Origin of the sequence: Dactylosporangium sp. CS-033363, assembly GCF_050942475.1 — a bacterium.
Taxonomy (GTDB): Bacteria; Actinomycetota; Actinomycetes; order Mycobacteriales; family Micromonosporaceae; genus Dactylosporangium.
The window spans coordinates 6,388,689-6,406,306 of record NZ_CP192032.1; the positions used below are offsets into that span (position 1 = coordinate 6,388,689).

Annotated in this window: 14 protein-coding genes; 6 read left to right on the top strand and 8 right to left on the bottom strand. The window is 72.5% G+C overall.

All coding sequences use genetic code 11. From position 1 onward, the window contains the following. Positions 1 to 167: 167 nt before the first annotated feature. From ACQPZ4_RS29585 to ACQPZ4_RS29600, 4 genes are read left to right on the top strand one after another with little or no spacing between them, the layout of a single operon-like run. Entirely contained in the window at positions 168 to 698 is a 531-nt protein-coding gene (locus ACQPZ4_RS29585; protein WP_433042341.1) for a DUF5987 family protein, read from the top strand. Beyond that, the gene (locus ACQPZ4_RS29590) at positions 695 to 2,350 is read left to right on the top strand and encodes an FAD-dependent oxidoreductase (protein WP_433042344.1); all 1,656 of its coding nucleotides are present in this window, start codon (positions 695 to 697) and stop codon (positions 2,348 to 2,350) included. The genes ACQPZ4_RS29585 and ACQPZ4_RS29590 overlap by 4 nt, the downstream gene beginning before the upstream one ends. Before the next feature lie 4 nt (positions 2,351 to 2,354). Continuing rightward, positions 2,355 to 3,383, top strand: coding sequence for a carboxymuconolactone decarboxylase family protein (locus ACQPZ4_RS29595; protein WP_433042347.1), 1,029 nt, complete (start codon positions 2,355 to 2,357; stop codon positions 3,381 to 3,383). Continuing rightward, entirely contained in the window at positions 3,380 to 4,186 is an 807-nt protein-coding gene (locus ACQPZ4_RS29600; protein WP_433042350.1) for a TIGR03084 family metal-binding protein, read from the top strand. Before ACQPZ4_RS29595 ends, ACQPZ4_RS29600 begins: the two co-directional genes overlap by 4 nt. Before the next feature lie 33 nt (positions 4,187 to 4,219). Here the strand turns inward: ACQPZ4_RS29600 and ACQPZ4_RS29605 are convergent, their stop codons facing one another. From ACQPZ4_RS29605 to ACQPZ4_RS29630, 6 genes are all read right to left on the bottom strand, one after another. Next, entirely contained in the window at positions 4,220 to 4,975 is a 756-nt protein-coding gene (locus ACQPZ4_RS29605; protein ID WP_433042353.1) for an ABC transporter permease subunit, read from the bottom strand. Between the two features lie 207 nt (positions 4,976 to 5,182). Further along, on the bottom strand, positions 5,183 to 6,061 hold the full coding sequence (locus ACQPZ4_RS29610) for an ABC transporter ATP-binding protein (protein WP_433042355.1): 879 nt from the start codon (positions 6,059 to 6,061) through the stop codon (positions 5,183 to 5,185). Beyond that, the gene (locus ACQPZ4_RS29615; protein WP_433042358.1) at positions 6,058 to 6,474 is read right to left on the bottom strand and encodes a GntR family transcriptional regulator; all 417 of its coding nucleotides are present in this window, start codon (positions 6,472 to 6,474) and stop codon (positions 6,058 to 6,060) included. Before ACQPZ4_RS29615 ends, ACQPZ4_RS29610 begins: the two co-directional genes overlap by 4 nt. A gap of 107 nt (positions 6,475 to 6,581) precedes the next feature. Next, entirely contained in the window at positions 6,582 to 7,868 is a 1,287-nt protein-coding gene (locus tag ACQPZ4_RS29620) for an NAD(P)/FAD-dependent oxidoreductase (RefSeq protein WP_433066712.1), read from the bottom strand. A 66-nt stretch (positions 7,869 to 7,934) separates the two neighbouring features. Further along, positions 7,935 to 8,339, bottom strand: coding sequence for an SgcJ/EcaC family oxidoreductase (locus ACQPZ4_RS29625; protein WP_433042361.1), 405 nt, complete (start codon positions 8,337 to 8,339; stop codon positions 7,935 to 7,937). A 13-nt stretch (positions 8,340 to 8,352) separates the two neighbouring features. Further along, a complete protein-coding gene (locus ACQPZ4_RS29630; RefSeq protein ID WP_433042364.1) occupies positions 8,353 to 9,561 on the bottom strand; it encodes an acyl-CoA dehydrogenase family protein in 1,209 nt (402 codons plus the stop codon). A 170-nt stretch (positions 9,562 to 9,731) separates the two neighbouring features. On the opposite strand from ACQPZ4_RS29630, the gene ACQPZ4_RS29635 reads away from it, so the two are divergent. Both ACQPZ4_RS29635 and ACQPZ4_RS29640 read left to right on the top strand, forming a co-directional pair. Next, positions 9,732 to 11,186, top strand: a complete 1,455-nt coding sequence (locus tag ACQPZ4_RS29635; protein WP_433042367.1) for an FAD-dependent oxidoreductase — start codon at positions 9,732 to 9,734, stop codon at positions 11,184 to 11,186. 67 nt (positions 11,187 to 11,253) lie between these two features. Beyond that, positions 11,254 to 12,792 (top strand): 4-hydroxyphenylacetate 3-hydroxylase family protein, encoded by a 1,539-nt coding sequence (locus tag ACQPZ4_RS29640; protein ID WP_433042370.1) that lies wholly within the window; start codon positions 11,254 to 11,256, stop codon positions 12,790 to 12,792. 53 nt (positions 12,793 to 12,845) lie between these two features. Here the strand turns inward: ACQPZ4_RS29640 and cmdF are convergent, their stop codons facing one another. Together cmdF and ACQPZ4_RS29650 are read right to left on the bottom strand one after the other, a co-directional pair. After that, a complete protein-coding gene (gene cmdF / locus ACQPZ4_RS29645; protein WP_433042373.1) occupies positions 12,846 to 14,462 on the bottom strand; it encodes a tyrosine 2,3-aminomutase in 1,617 nt (538 codons plus the stop codon). Between the two features lie 6 nt (positions 14,463 to 14,468). After that, the gene (locus ACQPZ4_RS29650; protein WP_433042376.1) at positions 14,469 to 17,603 is read right to left on the bottom strand and encodes an AMP-binding protein; all 3,135 of its coding nucleotides are present in this window, start codon (positions 17,601 to 17,603) and stop codon (positions 14,469 to 14,471) included. Positions 17,604 to 17,618: the final 15 nt, after the last annotated feature.

Consider the following 17,618-nt stretch of genomic DNA (forward strand, 5'->3'; position numbering starts at 1 on the left):
TCCCGCGCACGCACGGAGATGCGGCCGGTTCCGGCCCGCGGGAACGATGAACCGGCGGCCGGCCAGCCCTCCTCCCGCGCCATGCCGGCGCGACCCCCGATTCGCGACAGGAGGAACCTGTGGTGCAACCGCAACCAGGACCCCCGGTAACCGATCCCGTGGCGTTGATGACGCTCGAGGCGTTCGCCGACACCATCGTGCCCGGCGAGAAGCGCCACCCGGACGACCACGCCATCGCGGGCGTGTCCACCGGCGGCGGCGCGGTCACGTCCGGGGCGATCGAGCTGCTGGCCCACCCGGCCGGCGGCCTCGCCGACGTGCTGGAGCCGCTGTCGATGGGGCTCAACGCCCAGGCCGCGGGCTACGCCCAGGCCCAGGACCTGGCGCTGGACGAGGCGCTGCCGCCGTTCGTCGCCCTGCCGTTCGAGCACCGCACCGCGCTGGTGCAGCACCTCGTCGGGCCGGAGAACCCCGAGAAGGGCATGTGGGTCGGCCTGGCCCTGTTCAGCAACATGGCCTTCGACAGCGCGGCGCACATCAGCACCGCCGACGCGCTCGCGGCCGGCCACCCGGGCCTGCTGACCATCGGCTACGCGCCGCCCGGGCCGGACAAGCTGTGGCGCTTCGAGCCCGCCTCGTACGGCCGCCCGCTCGCACCCATGCATCCGCACACCACCGCCTCCGGGAGCCCGGCATGAGCAGCATCGAGTCCACCGACGTCCTGGTCATCGGCAGCGGCTTCGGCGGCGCCATCGCGGCGTACCACCTGGCCGCCGGCGGTGCCCGGGTCGTGGTGCTGGAGCGCGGGCCGTGGCTGGCCGCCGACGACTACGACCACGACTTCGAGCTGGGCAAGTCCGGCACCCGCATCTTCGACTTCGTCATCGGCGACGGCATCAGCGTGCTGGGCGGCAACTGCGTCGGCGGCGGCAGCGTCGTGTACTTCGCGACCATGCCCCGCACGCCGAGCTTCGTCTTCGAGCGCCAGGGCGACATCGGCCGCCGGGTCTGGCCCTCGGCCGTCTCCCGCGCCACCCTCGACCCGTGGTACGACCGGGTCGAGGAGGCCCTGCCGATCACCAAGCAGGCGTGGGAGCGGGTGCCGTTCGCCGGCGGCCTGTTCGGCGCCGCCTGCGCCCACGCCGGGCGGACCGCCAACCCGGTGCCCTCGGCCGTCGACGTCGACCTGTGCACCAACTGCAACTGGATGATGTCGGGCTGCAAGTTCGACGCCAAGCGCTCGCTGCTGCTCAACTACCTGCCCGCGGCGCTGGCCCACGGCGCCGAGATCCGCCCGCTGCACGAGGTCCAGCACCTGGAGCGCACCGGCGACGGCGGGTACCGCGTGCACTACCGCGTCGTCGACGGCGAGGACTACCGCATCCTGCACGACGCCGGCGCCATCGACGCGAAGATCGTCATCGTGGCGGCGGGCGCCGGGGCCACCCCGGTCATCCTGCAGCGCTCCGAGCCGCACCTGGGCCCGATGCCGCACGGCGTCGGCCGGTACTTCTCCGGCAACGGCGAGCGGCTCAACACCGCCGTGTTCGACGAGGACAAGGTGCGCGAGGTGCTCGGCCTGTCCCGCGCGGACGGCAAGGCCTACGCGGCCAACCAGATCGGCCGCGGCCCGACGGTCGCGAGCTGGGACAAGCTCGACGGGTCGCTGCCGGAGTACGAGCGGTTCTCGCTGGAGCAGCTGTACTTCCCGCCGGGCCTCGGCACGATCCTGGCCCAGATCCCCGACGCCTCGGGGCCGAGCTGGTTCGGCAAGGAGAAGAAGGAGCTGCTGCGGCGCTGGCAGTCGTGGCTGACCATCTTCACGATGTCGGAGGACGACAACGAGGGCGTCTTCGGCCCGCCGCCCGAGACCGGCAACGCGCATCGCTTCTCGCAGCAGATGCTCGGGTACGGCACGCTGCAGTACAAGCCGACGAAGAACACGCAGCGCGGCTGGGAGCTGGCCGACGCCGAGATCAAGGACATCCTGGAGCGGGACGGCCTGTCGCGGGTCATGCCGTGGACGAACGAGGTCGTCGGCGCCTACACGGTGCACCCGCTCTCCTCGTGCCGCATCGGCGACGACCCGGCCACCTCGGCCCTCGACGACGGCCACCAGCTGCGCAACCACCCGGGCATCTTCGTCACCGACGGCTCGGCGGTGCCGACCGCGCTGACGGTGAACCCGGCGCTGACCATCGCCGCGCTGGCCGAGCGGGCCATCCCCGGCATCATCCGGGCCGCCCAGGAGCGCGGGATCGCCGTGCGCGGCGGCGCGCCCGGCCCGGCCGGCGAGACCGCGGCCCGCGACGCGATCGCCCGCGCCGGTCTGACCACGACCGTGGTCTGAGCCCATGAACCGGCTGATCCGCCCCGTCGCGCGCCGCGTGCCGCTGCAGCAGATCCGCCATGTCCGTGCCGTCGCGGCGACCGGCGCTCCGGCTCCGGTCGCCGCGGTGTACGCACAGGTGGAACGCGACTTCGGCATGCTCGCCCCGCCGATCGCCCTGCACGCCGCCGACCCGGCCGTCCTCGGCGCGGCCTGGTGCCTGCTCCGCGAGTCGCTGCTCGCCACCGGGGCCGCCGCGCGGGCGGTGAAGGAGGCCGTGGCCGCGGGCGTGTCGCGGGCCAACCAGTGCCCGTACTGCGTGACCGTGCACAGCGCCACCCTCGAAGGCCTGCGCCCGGCCGCCGACCCGCTGATCCCGGCCGCCGCCGCGTGGGCGGGCGGCCGGGCGGACCCGGCGCAGCTGCGGCTGATCCGCGACCTGTCGCCGGCCGCGCGGGCCGAACTGGCCGGCGTGGCGCTGACGTTCCACTACCTCAACCGGATGGTGAGCGTCTTCCTGCCGCCGTCGCCGATCCCCGAGCGGGCCCCGGCCTTCGTCACGAAGGTCGCGGCCCGCCTGATGGGTTCGATGGCCCGCGCGGTCGTGCCGGCCGGCCCGGACCACGAGCCGCTGCTGAGCGGCACCGCACTGCCGTCGGACCTCGCCTGGGCCGCGCCGGCGCCGCACGTGGCCGAGGCGGTGACCCACGCCGTCTCGGTCTTCGCGCTGCGGGCGGGGCCGTTGTTGTCCGACGCGCTCCTGCGGCTGGTCCAGTCGCGGCTCGACGCCGAGGCCGACATCGCCGTCGGGAGCCGGCCGTGGCTCGACGAGGCGACCGCCGGGCTGCCTTCCGGGGAGCGGCCGGTCGCGGATCTGGCGCTGCTGACGGCGATCGCGGCGTACCGGATGACCGACGGCATCGTGGCGAGTGCCCGCGCGGCCCTCCCCACCGACGACGCACTCATCGCGGTGACCGCCTGGGCGAGTTTCGCCGCGGCCCGCCGGCGCACCGCCGCCCTGCTCACCCCTCTCACCGAAAGGCACCTCGCATGACCGGACAGAACGTCATCGCCGCGCTGGCGGCCGACGGGGCCGACGTCGACCGGCTGGTCGCCGACCTGCCCGCCGACCAGTGGACCCGGCCCACCCCGGCCCCGCGCTGGACCGTCGCCCACCAGGTCGCCCACCTCGCCGCCACGTTCCGCATGGCCGCGATGGCGGCCGGCCAGCCCGACGCGTTCCGCCAGCTCCTCGCGCACCTCAACGAGGACTTCAGCGGCAACGTCGAGCGGGCCATGGCGCCGTACCTCGCCGAGGAGCCCGCCATGCTGCTGCGCCGCTTCCGCGAGGAGCGGATCGCGGCCGAGACGGCCCTGACCGCCGTCCCCGAGGGGCAGGTCGTGCCGTGGCTGGTCCGCCCGATCCCGGCGCCGGTCCTCGCCATGGCGGGCATGATGGAGCTCTTCGGCCACGGCCAGGACATCGCCGACGGGCTCGGCGTGACCCGTTCCCACAGCGACCGGCTGCGGTACCTGTGCGAGTTCGCGGTGCGGGTGTGGGACTTCGGGTACATCTCGCGCGGTCTTGCGACGCCGGAGGTTTCGCTCGGCTTCGACCTGATCGCCCCGTCCGGCGCCCCGTGGCAGCTGGGCGCGGCGGACGCCACCGAGCGGATCAGCGGGCCGGCGGTGGACTTCTGCCTGCTCGTCACCCGCCGCCGGCACCGCGACGACCTCGCCCTCGAAGCGACCGGGGCTGTGGCCGAGGGCTGGCTGGACATCGCGCAGGCGTACCGCGGCCCGGCCGGCGAGGGCCGCCGCCCGGGTCAGTTCTCCCCAGCCGCCTCGCGCTCCTGACGCCACACCTGCGCCGTCCCGCGTCCTGCTGGTTCAGAACGCGGGACGGCGCAGGCGCAGGAAGACCAGCGCCAGCAGGAGCACCGCCAGTCCGGCGAAGGTGGCGCTCTCGATGAGCTGGAAGGTCCAGTACCGCTCCATGGGCTGGTAGACGACCCAGTGCCGGATGCCGTGGTCGTGGAGGTAGACGGTGGGGTCGCCGCCCCCCTCACGCGCCCGGCCCTCGAGGATGACGGCGCCGAGTCCGGTGATGCGCCGGCCGCCGGCGTCGACGAATCCCTGGTCCAGGACCATGTCCCGCACGTTCGACGTGCCCTCGGGGATGTCGCCGGACCCCGGCACGTACGCCTCGACGCGGGTGACCGGCGCGACGAAGTGCGGGCGGATCCAGCCGGCGACGGTGACGCGCACCGCCACGAAGACCACCAGCGCCCCGGCGGCCGCCGGCAGGCTGCGGCGCAGCACCACGCCGGCCGCGACACCCAGCGCGAACGCGAACAGCGTGTACGCCATGGGCGCGGTGCCGGTCAGATCGAACGCGGTGATGTCCAACCCGCCGCCCAGCAGATCGAGCGGCCGCCGGTACCAAGCGATCACCGCGGCCAGCCCGCCGGCGAGCAGGACGCCGGCGGTGCCGAGCGCCACGACCTTGACGGCCAGCCAGCGCCGGCGGGGCACCGCCTGCGTCCACGCCAGCTGCCAGGTGCCCGCCTCCAGCTCGCGGGCGAGCAGCGGCGCGCCGAGGAAACCGCCGATCGCGAACGGCGCGAAGTTGAGCAGGATCAGCATCGTGGTGCTGTAGCCGTAGTCCTGCCGGAGCCGGACCAGCGCGGCACGGCAGCCCTGATCCAGCGGGCGTTCCCAGGCAGTGCGCCGGGCCCAGCGGGAACAGGGCGTGCATCGGCCGGCCGAGCACGAGCAGCGCCGCGGCGAGGACGCCGACGAGGAGCGTCAGGGCCAGGGCCTCCGTGCGATGCTGGCGCCACACCATCCACGTCATGCCGCCTCCTCCTCGTCCTCGGTGTCCGCGGGCCGGCGCAGGTAGGCCAGGACCAGCTCTTCCAGCCCGACCGGGCTCGCCTGCCAGCCGGGCATGATCGGCGCCGCCGCCTGCCGTACCAGCAGGGTGGTGTGTCTGTCGCTGTGCTTGACCTCGACCACGGACCGGGGATCCGGCTCGACCCGCGGACCCACGAGCAGGCGGTGCTCGGCCAGCAGCGACTCGATGTCGCCGCTGAGCACGACCCGGCCGTGGTTGATCACGACGAGGTGGTCGCAGACCCGCTCGAGCTCGTGGACGGCGTGGGAGGAGAACAACACGCTCAGATCGCCGTCGGCGACCGCGCTCATGAGGGTCTGCTGGAACTCCTGCCGCGCCAGGGGATCCAGGCTGGACATCGGCTCGTCGAGCACCAGCAGCTGGGGCCGCTTGGCCAGCGCCAGCGCGAGCGCCACCTGGGACTGCTGCCCGCCGGACAGCGCGCCGGCCCGGGCGTCCAGCGCGATGCCCAGCTGGGTCAGGCGCCGCACCGCCAGGTCGCGGTCGAAGCGCACGTTGCAAGAGCGGCCGAAGCGCAGCAGGTCCGCCACGGTGAACTGCCGGTAGAGCGGGTGGTCCTGGGCCAGGAAGCCGATCCGGGCCAGGGCCTGCACGCTGTTCGCGGCGGGCGACTCGCCGAACACCTCGACCGATCCCGCCGTCGGCGCGAGCAGCCCGACCGACAGCCGCAGCAGGGTGGTCTTGCCGGCGCCGTTCGGGCCGACGAGCGCGGTGACGCTCCCGGGCGGCAGCTCCAGCGTGCAGTCGCGCAGGGCCCAGGCCTTGCGGTACCGCTTGCCGGCGTCCCGGGTGCGCAGCGCGGGCTGGTTCGTCATGCCGTCTCCGCCGCTGTGCCCGTGCCCGTCTCCGGATGCGTCTGGTGGTGGACGCTCGCGAAGAGGGCGGCGATGGCGCGATCGTCGAGCCCGGCGGCGTAGGCCCGGCGCAGCCAGGTCTGCAGGCCGTGCCGCAGCGAGGTGTAGGTGGCCGGGAGCACCGCGGCCGGCAGCGTCTCGTTGACGAACGTGCCGTGGCCCGGCCGGCCGGTGACGAGCCTCTCCTGCTCCAGCTGCCGGTACGCCTTCGCCACGGTGTTCGGGTTGATGGCGAGGGACTCGACCACCTCCCGAATCAGGGGCAGGCGGTCGCCGGGTTGCAGGAAACCCAGCAGGACGGCCTGCTGGACCTGCTGGACGAGCTGCAGATACGGCGGCACGCCGGAGCTGGTGTCGAGCCGGAAATGGAACACCTGACCTCCCGCTTTACTAGGGACGTAGTAAAGCAGTAAAGCCAGCGGCCCGTCAACGGCAGCGGGGCCGTCCGATGTGGACGGCCCCGCTGTTCGGTGTTCCGGCGTCAGGTCGAAGGCGCCCGGAGGACCTTCAGCATCACGCTCGGGCGCATGAGCGCCGTCGGGGGGTCGACCAAACCGGCGGCGCGCATGAAGGCGGCCGTCAGCGTGCCGTCCTGGGTGGCCGCGGCGTGCAGCTTGGACATGTACTTGTTGGCCATCCGGACCTTCAGCGTGCGCTTGCCCTCGACCTGCGGGAAGGCCAGGTCCGCGCCCGCCGAGATCTCCCAGGGGGCGTCGATGATCTTCGCGATGTCGGAGAAGTAGCGCCGGCTGTCCGGCGCCCGGCCCGAGCGCAGCTGCGTGCGCAGGGCCATGGCCTCCTGGGCGGCGACCGTCATGCCCTGGCCGTAGACCGGGTTGAAGCTGCACACGCCGTCGCCGATGACGAGGAGCCGGTCCGGGAACGCGGTCAGGCGCTCGAAGTGGCGGCGGACGCTGGCCGGGAAGCGGAACGTGACGCCCTCGTCGAGCGGCTCCGCGTCCTGGATCGCGTCATAGATGTCCGGTACGGGCAGCGACTTCGCGAAGGCCAGGAAGCCCTCGAGGTCGGCCGGCGGGTGGTCGCCGAGCAGGCCGGTGAGCGAGCACATGCTCATGTCGCCGGGCAGCTTCGGGAAGAACGCGCCGCGCGGGTTGTCCGGGGTGGCGATCGGGTTGATCGACAGGTCGGTGCCGTACGGGTCGGTGCGCAGCCGGAAGTGCCGGGTCGTGTAGGCCAGGCCGACCTTGACCCGGGTCTCCGGCGGCTGCGCGTAGCCCAGCTCGGCCAGCCACGCCGTGGTGCGCGAGCTGCGGCCGGTGGCGTCGACGACGAGGTCGGCGGCCACCTCCTCCTCGTCGGTGTTGCCGTCCTCGCGGCGGACGTACCGCACGCCGGTGACCCGGGAGCGGTCCTTCGTCGTGGTGACGCGGGTGATGTCGCAGCCGTCGGCGATGTTCACGTTGGGCAGCGCGCTCACCCGGGCCCGCACCGCGTCCTCGAGGACCGGGCGGGTGGCCGAGAGGCTGATCAGGCCGGCCGGGGCGGGCTGCAGGCGGCGGCCGTTGACGTACCAGCGCAGGTTCTGCGCCAGGTCGCCGGCCGGAACCCCCGAGGCCACCAGGTCGTCGATCAGGTTCGGGAAGAGCTCCTCGATGATCTGGTGCCCGGCGGCGAGCAGCGCGTGGGCGTGCCGGCCGTGCGGCACGCCCTTGCGCGGACCGGTGGAGCCGGTCAGGTTGTCCCGTTCGATGACGAGAACCTCGGTGTAGGCGTCGGCGAGCACCCGGGCCGCCAGCATGCCCGCCATGCCGCCGCCCAGGACGACGGCACACTCTCCGACTCGTGCGCTCACGGTGGCCTCCATCGCGGTCGGTCAGGCGGCCTGGACGGGGCTGTTCTGGTACACCGCGAGGCGCCACTGACCGTCGCGCTTCGTGGTGACCCAGGACGCCCGGATCTTCGCGGCCTCGCTGAGCTCGTCCTCGCCGGCGGCGATGACGCCACCCAGCGACACCAGCACGATCGCGTTGGCGTCGAGCACCTTGAGCTCCAGCGGGGTGCCGGTGACCTGGGTGCCCTTGTAGGGGCCGGCGAACGCCTGGGCCATGAACTCCACGATGGCGGCGCGGCCCTGGAAGTACCGGCCGGGCATGATCATGGTGCCGTCCTCGACGAACAGGTCGCCGAAGGCGTCGGCGTCGGCCTTGGACCAGGCCTCGATGAGCCGCTGCGGCAGCGCGGTGACGGCGGCGAGATCTTCCTGCGGGATGTCGGTCATGGCGCTTCTCCCCTTAGATGTACAGCGTGTTGGGCTCGAGGCCGCACAGCACGCGCCCGTAGAGCTCGTCGTTGGTGTCGGGGTGCATGAGGGCGTGCAGGTTCACCGCCGCGATGTCGCGGTGGATGCGCTGGATGGCCACGTCGTGGTAGATCGAGGAGCCGCCGCTGGCCGTCTGCAGGATGTCGACCGCCTCCTTGGCCAGCCGGCAGACCGCGCCGAGGTCGGCCCGGGCCTGCGCGCGCTCGAGCACCGTCCACGCCGTACCGCCGGCGCATTTGGTGTCCACAAGGGACGTCAGCCGGTGGCCGTGGAACTCGGCCTGGTCGATCTTCATCGTGGCCGTCGCGACCTGGTGGTGGGTCAGCGGCGCCTCGGCCTGCCGCTCGTAGGACGTATAGGTGATCTTGCGCTCGGGCAGCCGCGCCAGGAAGGCGTCGAGCGCGCCCTTGGCCAGGCCGAGCGCGGTACCGGCGGAGGAGGCCGAGGCGACCGGCAGCAGCGGGGCGCGGTAGATCGGGCTCTCGGCGTTGGCCGTGCCCGCGTGCTGGCCCTGCAGGATCGCCGGCAGCAGCACGAAGCGGTGCCCCGGCACGAAGACGTTCTCGGCGATCGTGGTGACGCTGCCCGTACCGCGCAGGCCCGACGTGTGCCAGTCGTCCACGATCTTCAGGTCGTCGATCGGGACCACGCCGATGATCGGGACCGGGCCGTGCTCGGGGTGCACCAGGACCGCCACGATCTGCTGCCACTGGGCGTGCAGGGCGCCGCTGACGAAGCTCCACTTGCCGTTGACGACGATGCCGCCCTCGGCCGGCTCGGCCATCGCGCTCGGGCTCAGCGTGCCGCAGATGCGCACGTCCGGCGTCGCGAACACCTCGTCCTGCGCCGGGTCCGGGAGCAGGCAGGTCATCCAGGTCGGGATCCAGTACACCGAGGTGACCCACGAGGCCGCCCCGTCGGCCCGGCCGAGCTCGGTGGCGACGTCGAAGATGGTGCGGGTGTCGGCCTCGAAGCCGCCGTACCGCTTCGGCGTGCGCAGCCGGAACAGCCCGGCCTCGGCGGCGGCGGCGATCGTCTCGTCGTGCACCCGGCGGTTTTCCTCGGACCAGTCGGTGTGGGCGCGCAGCGTGTCGGCCAGGCCGGTGGCGCGGCGGACCAGCTCCTCGCGGGACGGGATCGCGGTCGGTGCTTCTTGCGTCGGCACAGCGGCGGACACCACAGTGCGCCTCCTTCAGGGGCGATGGTCGGTCCGGCCCACCGTGCCATCCGGCCCTTGAGCGGCGCATCTTCCGGCGTGCGGTGCGGCTTCGCATGCTCGGAGATGCCCTCGACGGGTCCGTCGATCGACGATTCCGGATACGGACCCACCGACACAGCGAGGTGCCTCACGTGAACTCCGAAACGCCGTACGACGTCATCGTGGTGGGCGGCGGGCCCGCCGGCAGCACCGTGTCCACCCTCGTCGCCAAGCGCGGGCACCGGGTGCTGCTGCTGGAGAAGGAGACCTTCCCGCGGTACCAGATCGGCGAGTCGCTGCTGCCGGCGACCGTGCACGGCGTCGCGCACCTGCTCGGCGTCGACGAGGAGCTCAAGCAGGCGAACTTCACGATCAAGCGCGGCGGTACCTTCAAATGGGGCGCCAGCGACACCCCGTGGACGTTCGACTTCGCCGCCTCGCGCCGGATGGCCGGCCCGACGTCGTTCGCCTACCAGGTCGAGCGGATGAAGTTCGACAAGATCCTGCTGGACAACGCCCGGCGCAACGGCGTCGAGGTGCACGAGAACAGCCCGGTCCTCGACGTGCTCAAGGAGGACGGCCGGGTCGTCGGCGTCCGCTACACCGACGAGGACGGGCAGGCCCGCGAGGCCCGCGCCCGGTACGTGGTCGACTCCTCCGGCAACACCACCCGGCTGTCGAACAAGTCCGGCGCCCGCCGCGAGTACTCGCCGTTCTTCCGCAACCTCGCGCTGTTCGGGTACTTCGAGGGCGGCAAGCGGCTCGCCCCGCCGCTGTCCGGCAACATCTTCAGCTGCACGTTCGAGCACGGCTGGTTCTGGTACATCCCGCTGTCCGACACGCTCACCAGCGTCGGCGCGGTCGTGCACCAGGACGCGGCCAACCTCGTGCAGGGCGACCCCGAGGAGGCCATGCGCCGGTTCATCGCCTCCTGCCCGCGCATCGCCGACATGCTCGAGAACGCCACCCGGGTCACCGAGGGCGTCTACGGGCAGCTGCGGGTGCGCAAGGACTGGTCGTACTGCAACACGGCGTTCTCCGCGCCCGGCATGGTGCTCGTCGGCGACGCCGCGTGCTTCGTCGACCCGGTGTTCTCCTCCGGTGTCCACCTGGCCACGTACGGCGGGCTGCTCGCCGCGCGTTCGCTCAACTCGTGCCTCGCCGGCGACGTGGAGGAGAAGGAGTCCTTCGCCGAGTTCGAGCGCCGCTACCGCCGCGAGTACGGGCTGTTCTACGAGTTCCTGGTCGGCTTCTACGACATGCACCAGTCCGAGGACTCGTACTTCTGGCAGGCCCGGAAGATCACCAACGCCTCGGTGCCCGACCTGGAGGCGTTCGTCGAGCTCGTCGGCGGCGTGGCGACCAACGAGCTGAGCGCGGTGGCCAAGGTGCGCGGGGCGTTCGAGGCGCACTCCCAGCACCTGAGCAAGCTGGTCGAGGCCGGGCTGGGCGACGAGGAGCAGACGTTCGGCGCGGTGCCCGGCCAGATCCTCGAGCAGGGCACGGCGCTGCAGGCCCGCGCGGTCATCGGCTCCGGGGCCGGCGAGGGCCGCCCGCTGGAGCCGGGCGGCCTGGGCGCCTCCCCCGACGGGCTGTCCTGGGTTTGAGTTTTCGTTTGATCGCGCCCGCCGGCCCTGTCGCCGGCGGGCGCACGAGCATGGGGAGGACCCGGCGATGACCACCAAGCCGCTCACCGGCGCCGAATATCTCGACAGCCTCCGCGACGAGCGCGAGGTCTACCTCTACGGCGAACAGGTCAAGGACGTCACCACGCACGTCGCGTTCCGCAATCCGGCACGCATGGTCGCGCGTCTGTACGACGCGCTGCACGATCCCGCACAGCAGGACGTCCTCACCGCGCCGACGGACGGCGGCGGCGACGGGTTCACGCACCGGTTCTTCACCACCCCGCACAGCGCCGAGGACCTCGTCGCCGACCAGCGCGCGATCGCCGCGTGGTCGCGGCTGCACTACGGCTTCATGGGCCGCAGCCCCGACTACAAGGCGGCGTTCCTGGGCACGCTCGGCGCCAACGCCGACTTCTACGAGCCCTACGCGGACAACGCCCGCCGGTGGTACCGCGAGTCCCAGGAACGTGTCCTGTACTGGAACCACGCGATCGTGCACCCGCCCGTCGACCGCAACCGCCCGATCGACGAGGTCTCCGACGTGTTCGTGCACGTCGAGCGGGAGACCGACGCCGGCCTGGTGGTCAGCGGGGCGAAGGTGGTCGCGACCGGCTCGGCGCTCACCCACTACAACTTCATCGCGCACTTCGGCCTGCCGGTGAAGGATCAGCGGTTCGCCCTGGTGGCCACCATCCCGATGAACGCCGCCGGGATGAAGCTCATCTGCCGCCCCTCGTACTCCGCGGCCGCCGCCGTGATGGGCTCGCCGTTCGACTACCCGCTGTCCAGCCGGCTCGACGAGAACGACACCATCCTCGTGCTCGACAAGGTGCTCATCCCGTGGGAGAACGTGTTCATCTACGGCAACGTGGCCAAGGTGCAGATGTTCGGCGGCCAGTCCGGGATGATCGAACGCGCGACCTTCCACGGCTGCATCCGGCTCGCGGTGAAGTTCGAGTTCATCGCCGGCCTGGTCGTCAAGGCGCTGGAGATCAACGGCACCGACGGGTTCCGCGGCGTGCAGACCCGCCTCGGCGAGATCCTGGCCTGGCGCAACCTGTTCTGGGGCCTGGCCGACGCGGCCGCGCGCAACCCGGTGCCGTGGAAGAACGGCGCGGTGCTGCCGAATCCGGCGTACGGGATGGCGTACCGCTGGTTCTCGCAGCTCGGGTATGCGCGAATTCGCGAGATCGTGCAGCAGGACGTGGCCAGCGGGCTCATCTACGTCAACTCGAGCACCGACGACTTCGCCAACCCGCAGGTGCGGCCGTACCTGGAGAAGTACCTGCGCGGCTCGAACGGCGCCTCGTCCGTGGAGCGGGTGAAGGTGATGAAGCTGCTCTGGGACGCGATCGGCTCGGAGTTCGGCAGCCGGCACGAGCTGTACGAGCGCAACTACTCCGGCAACCACGAGAACACCCGGGTGGAGCTGCTCTTCGGCCAGCTGGCCAACGGGGACATCCGGGACTACAAGTCCTTTGTGGACACCTGCCTGGCCGAGTACGACCTGTCCGGCTGGAGCGTGCCGGACCTGTCGAACTTCGACGACCTGCGGCGCAACGCGCGCTCTGGACTGGGCGGATAGGCATGCGTGAGCCCCGGCACCCGTCCTGGGTGCCGGGGCTCCTTTTCGGGTACCTATCGCAGCTGCGTGCCGTCCGCGGTGACCGCGTCGAGCAGGCCGCCCTCGCCCAGCGCGTTGGCCACGGCGGTGATGTCGTCGGCCATGTACCGGTCCCGGTCCAGGGTCGGGATGAACGCGCGGATCCACTCGTACGCCTGCCGCGACGACGGGCTGAGCCGGTCCGCGCACCCGTGCAGGTCGACCGCCTGCGCCGCGGCGAGCAGCTCGACGGCGAGGATGACGGTGTTGTTCTGCAGCACCCGGCGGGCGTTGCGGGTGGCGATCAGGCCCATGCTGACCACGTCCTGGTTGTCGCCGTTGGACGGGACGCTCTGGGTGCTGGCCGGGTTGATGGTGCGGTTCTCGGCGACCAGGGCCGTCGCCGGGTACTGCGCGCCCGCGAACCCGCTGTTCAGGCCGGGCTCGCCGGCGACCAGGAACTCCGGCAGCCCGTCGCTGAGGTGCCGGTTGAGCAGCCGATTGGTGCGCCGCTCGGAGAACACGCCGAGCTGGGTGAGCGCGATGGTCACGAAGTCCATGGCGAACGCGACCGGCTGGCCGTGGAAGTTCGCGCCGTGGAAGACCTCCTGGCCCTCGAAGAACAGCGGGTTGTCGTTGGACGAGTTGAGCTCCGTGCGCAGGGTCCGCTCGGCGTGGTACAGCGTGTCCCGCACCGCCCCGACGACCTGCGGGATCGCGCGGAGGGTGTAGGCCTTCTGCATGTACACCTCGGTGCGGGCCACGTTGCCCTCGCCGGCCGCGTCGGACTTCTGCTGCTTGGCCTGCTCGCGCAGCTCGGCGTGCTCGACCGCCAGGGCGGTGTCGCGCATGAGGGTCCGCATGTTCGCCGCGGTGTCGATCTGGCCCTGGTGCGGCCGGGCGATGTCGTGCCCCTCGGGCAGGAACGGGCTGGTCGAGCCGCGCATCGTCTCCACCACGAGGGCGGTGATGATCTCGGCCTGGCGGACCTGGTCCAGCGCCCGGGCGACGACGAGCGAGCCGAGGCCGGTCATCGCGGACGTACCGTTGATGAGGGCCAGGCCCTCCTTGAACTTCAGCTGCAGCGGCTCGATGCCGTGCTCGGCCAGCACCTCGGCGGTCGGCACCGGCTTGCCGTCGCGCAGCACGTAGCCCTCGCCGATGAGGGTGACCGCGATGTGCGACAGCGGGGCCAGGTCGCCGCTCGCGCCGAGCGAGCCGATCTCGGGGATCATCGGGGTGATGCCGAGGTTCAGGTAGAGCGCCATCCGCTCCAGCAGCTCGGGCCGCACCGCCGAGTAGCCCTTGGCCAGCGCGTTGAGCCGGGCGGCCAGCATGGCCCGGGCCTCGACCTCGTTGAAGTGCGGGCCGACGCCGGCGCAGTGGCTGCGGACCAGGTTCGTCTGCAGCTCGGTCTCCTGGGCCGCGTCGACCTGCATGTAGATCATCTCGCCGTAGCCGGTCGTGACGCCGTAGATCGGGGTGTTCTGCCGGGCGATGTCCTCGAACACCTTGCGGCTGGCCGCCGCCTTGGCCAGGGCCTGCGGGGAGACGGCGCACGGCAGCCGGTCCTCGGCGACCCGGCGAATGGTGCGGAGGTCGAGCGATTCACCATCGAAGTCGACGGCTACCTTTGGTACCACTGCAGTCACTTCTTGTCACCTCATCGCAGACGGTTCAGCTGATGGACGGCGGTCGAACGGCTTGGCCGTGGCCACGACGGCTTCTTCGACGAGCGCGGCCAGGTCGCTCAGGGTCGGGTTGGCGGCGAGCTCCCACAGCGGCACGGCCGCCCCGAACTGGTCGCGGATCTGCGCGGCCAGGCGGAGCAGGAGCAGTGAGTGGCCGCCGAGGCCGGCGAAGGTGTCGTCCGTCGCCGGGACGCGGCCGCCGAGGAGCCGGCGCCAGATCTCGCCCAGCGCCTTCTCGAGCATCGTTTTCCTGACGTTGCCGGCCCGGGTCGCCGTCCGGGCGGCGCCGGCGGCCAGGCGGTGCCGGTCGACCTTCCCGCCCGCGGTGCGGGGCAGGGCGGTCACGGTCCGGAACGACAGCGGCAGCTTGGCCTTGCCGAACCGGCGCCGCACGTGGGTCCGCCACACGTCGGTGGACGGCGCGGGCTGCGTGCGCGGCACGACGTAGGCCACGATCCGGGTCACCAGGCCCTCCTGGTCGCCCAGCGGCAGCACGGCACAGGCGGCCACCGACTCGTGCTCGGCGAGCGCCGCCTCGATCTCGGCCAACTCCAGGCGCCGGCCGAAGAACTTGATCTGCAGGTCGGTCCGCCCGCGAAATTCCAGGGCGCCGTCGTACCGCCTGCGCGCCCGATCCCCGGTCCGGTAATACGGTCCCGGGAACAGGTGCGCGGGGCGGGCCTCGACGCCGACGTACCCGGGCGTCACGTAGGGGCTGCGGATGACCAGGTCGCCGGTGACCCCGTCCGGGCACGGCGCACCGCGCTCGTCGAGGACCTCCACGTGCCGGCCGGGGATGGCGCGGCCGATCGGGACGGTGCCGGACACGTCGCCGCGGACCTCGTGCCAGGTGGCGAGGATGGTCTCGGTCGGGCCGTACAGGTTCACGAGACGGATGCCGGGCAGCAGCGCGCGCAGGTCGTTGGCGAGGGCGCCGGGCAGCGGCTCGCCGGCGAGCAGGAGCGTGCGCAGTTCCGGCGGTTTCGCGGTCTCGGCGATGACCCGGCGCAGCTCGCGGGCGAAGCTCGGGACGGTCTGCAGGACGGTGATCCGCTCGCCGATCAGCCACGGCAGGAGCTTCTCGGGGTTGCCGCGGATGCCGTCGGGGACCGGGCAGACCGTGGCGCCGGAGGTGAGGCCGGCGAAGAGCTCCATGAGGCTGGCGTCGTACCCGGGGGCGGCCCACTGGGCGAGCCGCACGCCGGGGCCGATGCCGAACTCCCGCGCGAACCAGTGGGTGAACTGGGCCAGGGCGGCGTGGGTCTGGCGGATGCCCTTGGGGACGCCGGTCGATCCCGAGGTGTACGCGATGTAGGCCTCGGAGGCGTTGGTGGCCTCGGGCGGGGGCGCGGCCGGGACCGCGGTGACGTCGATGACAGTGCCCTCGGTGCGGTACCACGTGGCGAACGGGCTGTCCTCGTCGACGAGCAGGCAGCGGGGCCCGAGGCCGCGGAGGATCTCGCGGTCGCGCTCGCCGCTGTCCTCGGTGGCGAGGCAGATCAGGTGGCCGCCGGCTCTGAGGACGCCGATCGCGGCGGCGGCGAACGCGGCACTGGGGGCGATCCGCACGGCGATGGGCGCACCGGTCGCATCGCCTTGCGCGCCGGTCCCTTCGCCGTGCGCTCCGGTCGTTGCTCGGATCGCGGCGGCGATGGCGTCGGCGCGGCGGGACAGGTCCGCGTACGTCACCGTCTCGCCGTTCGCGTCGGCCACCGCGGGCGCGTCGGGGTGCGTGCGGGCCAGGTCGGCGATCGTTTCGTGCACTGGTTTGTGCTCGGCCTCGTCCGTTTCCGCGCGATGCGCGCACTCCGGGTCGAGGGCAAGCGTGGCGAGCGGGTCGTCCGGGTGCTCGATCGCCGCCTCGACCAGCATGCGCAGCTGGGCCGCGATGCGTTCGGCGGTGGCGTGGTCGAACATGTCGGTGCGGTACCGCAGCGATCCGACCACCGACGGCTCCAGCCGGTCGATGACCAGCGCGAGGTCGGCCTGCGCGACCCCGCCGGCGGCGCTCATCGGCAGCGCCTGCGCGGGTCCGAACGCCAGGATCGGCCGGTGCGCGGCCGGCCCGACGAACACGGCGTCGTAGAGCACGGCGCGGCGGGGGTCGCGCTCGCCCCCGGCCAGCCTCGCCAGGTGGTCGAAGGGCAGGTTGCGGTACTGCAGGGCGGTCCGGACCTGGCGGTGCACGGCGCGCAGGAGGCGGCGGAAGGTGACCGCCTCGGCGAAGTCGACGGCGACGACCATCAGGTTGTCGAACGGCCCGACGACCTTCTCGGTGAGCGCCGTACGCGTGCTGACGGGCACGCCGACGGCGATGCGACCGGCGGGGTCGTAGCGGTGCAGCAGCGCGTGCAGGGCGGCGAGCAGCACCTCGGGCGGCTCGACATCGGCGACGTGCGCGATCCGGGTGGCGAGCTCATGCGGCCAGTCGAAGCGCACCGCCTGGCTCGGTGCCCATGGACCGCGGGGGCGTTCGCGGTCGGCGGGGAGGTCCAGCGCGTCCGCCCTCGGCTCCCGGCTGGCCACCCATTGCGGGTCGGGTTCGAGGGTGCGGCGGCGCTCCACCGCCGCGACCGCGCGGTACTGGATCGGCTTGTCGTGCTCGTCGAGGTTCCGGTCGTACGCCGCGGCGAGCTCTTCGGCGACGAGGCCGACGGAGGTCTCGTCGCAGATCATGGCGTCGGCGACCAGCAGCAGCCGGGCGTTCTCGTCGTCGAGGACCAGGAGCGTGACGGCGATCAGCCCGGTGCCCGGGTCGAGCGGGCGTTCCATCCGCTCGGCGGCGAGGCGGTCGGCCACGTCCTCGGAGTCCGGCCACGTCCAGCGGTCCCGCAGGTCGAGGATCTCCAGCGCGGCGTCGGCGTCGCGCTGGACGATCGGGACGGGCCGGCCGTCGACGGCGAGATAGACGGTGCGCAGCAGCTCGTGCCGGTCGGACACCGTGGCCCACGCCCGCCGTACCGCGCCCAGATCCAGCGGCCCGACGACGGCGAACTGCCGGCAGCGGTTCTGCTCGGCCGAGCCGGGCATCAGCTGGTGCAGAAACCATGCGCGATCCTGCGCGGGCGATGTCGTTTCGTGCTCGGTACGGCGGGCGTTCACGGTTCCTCCCCTGCG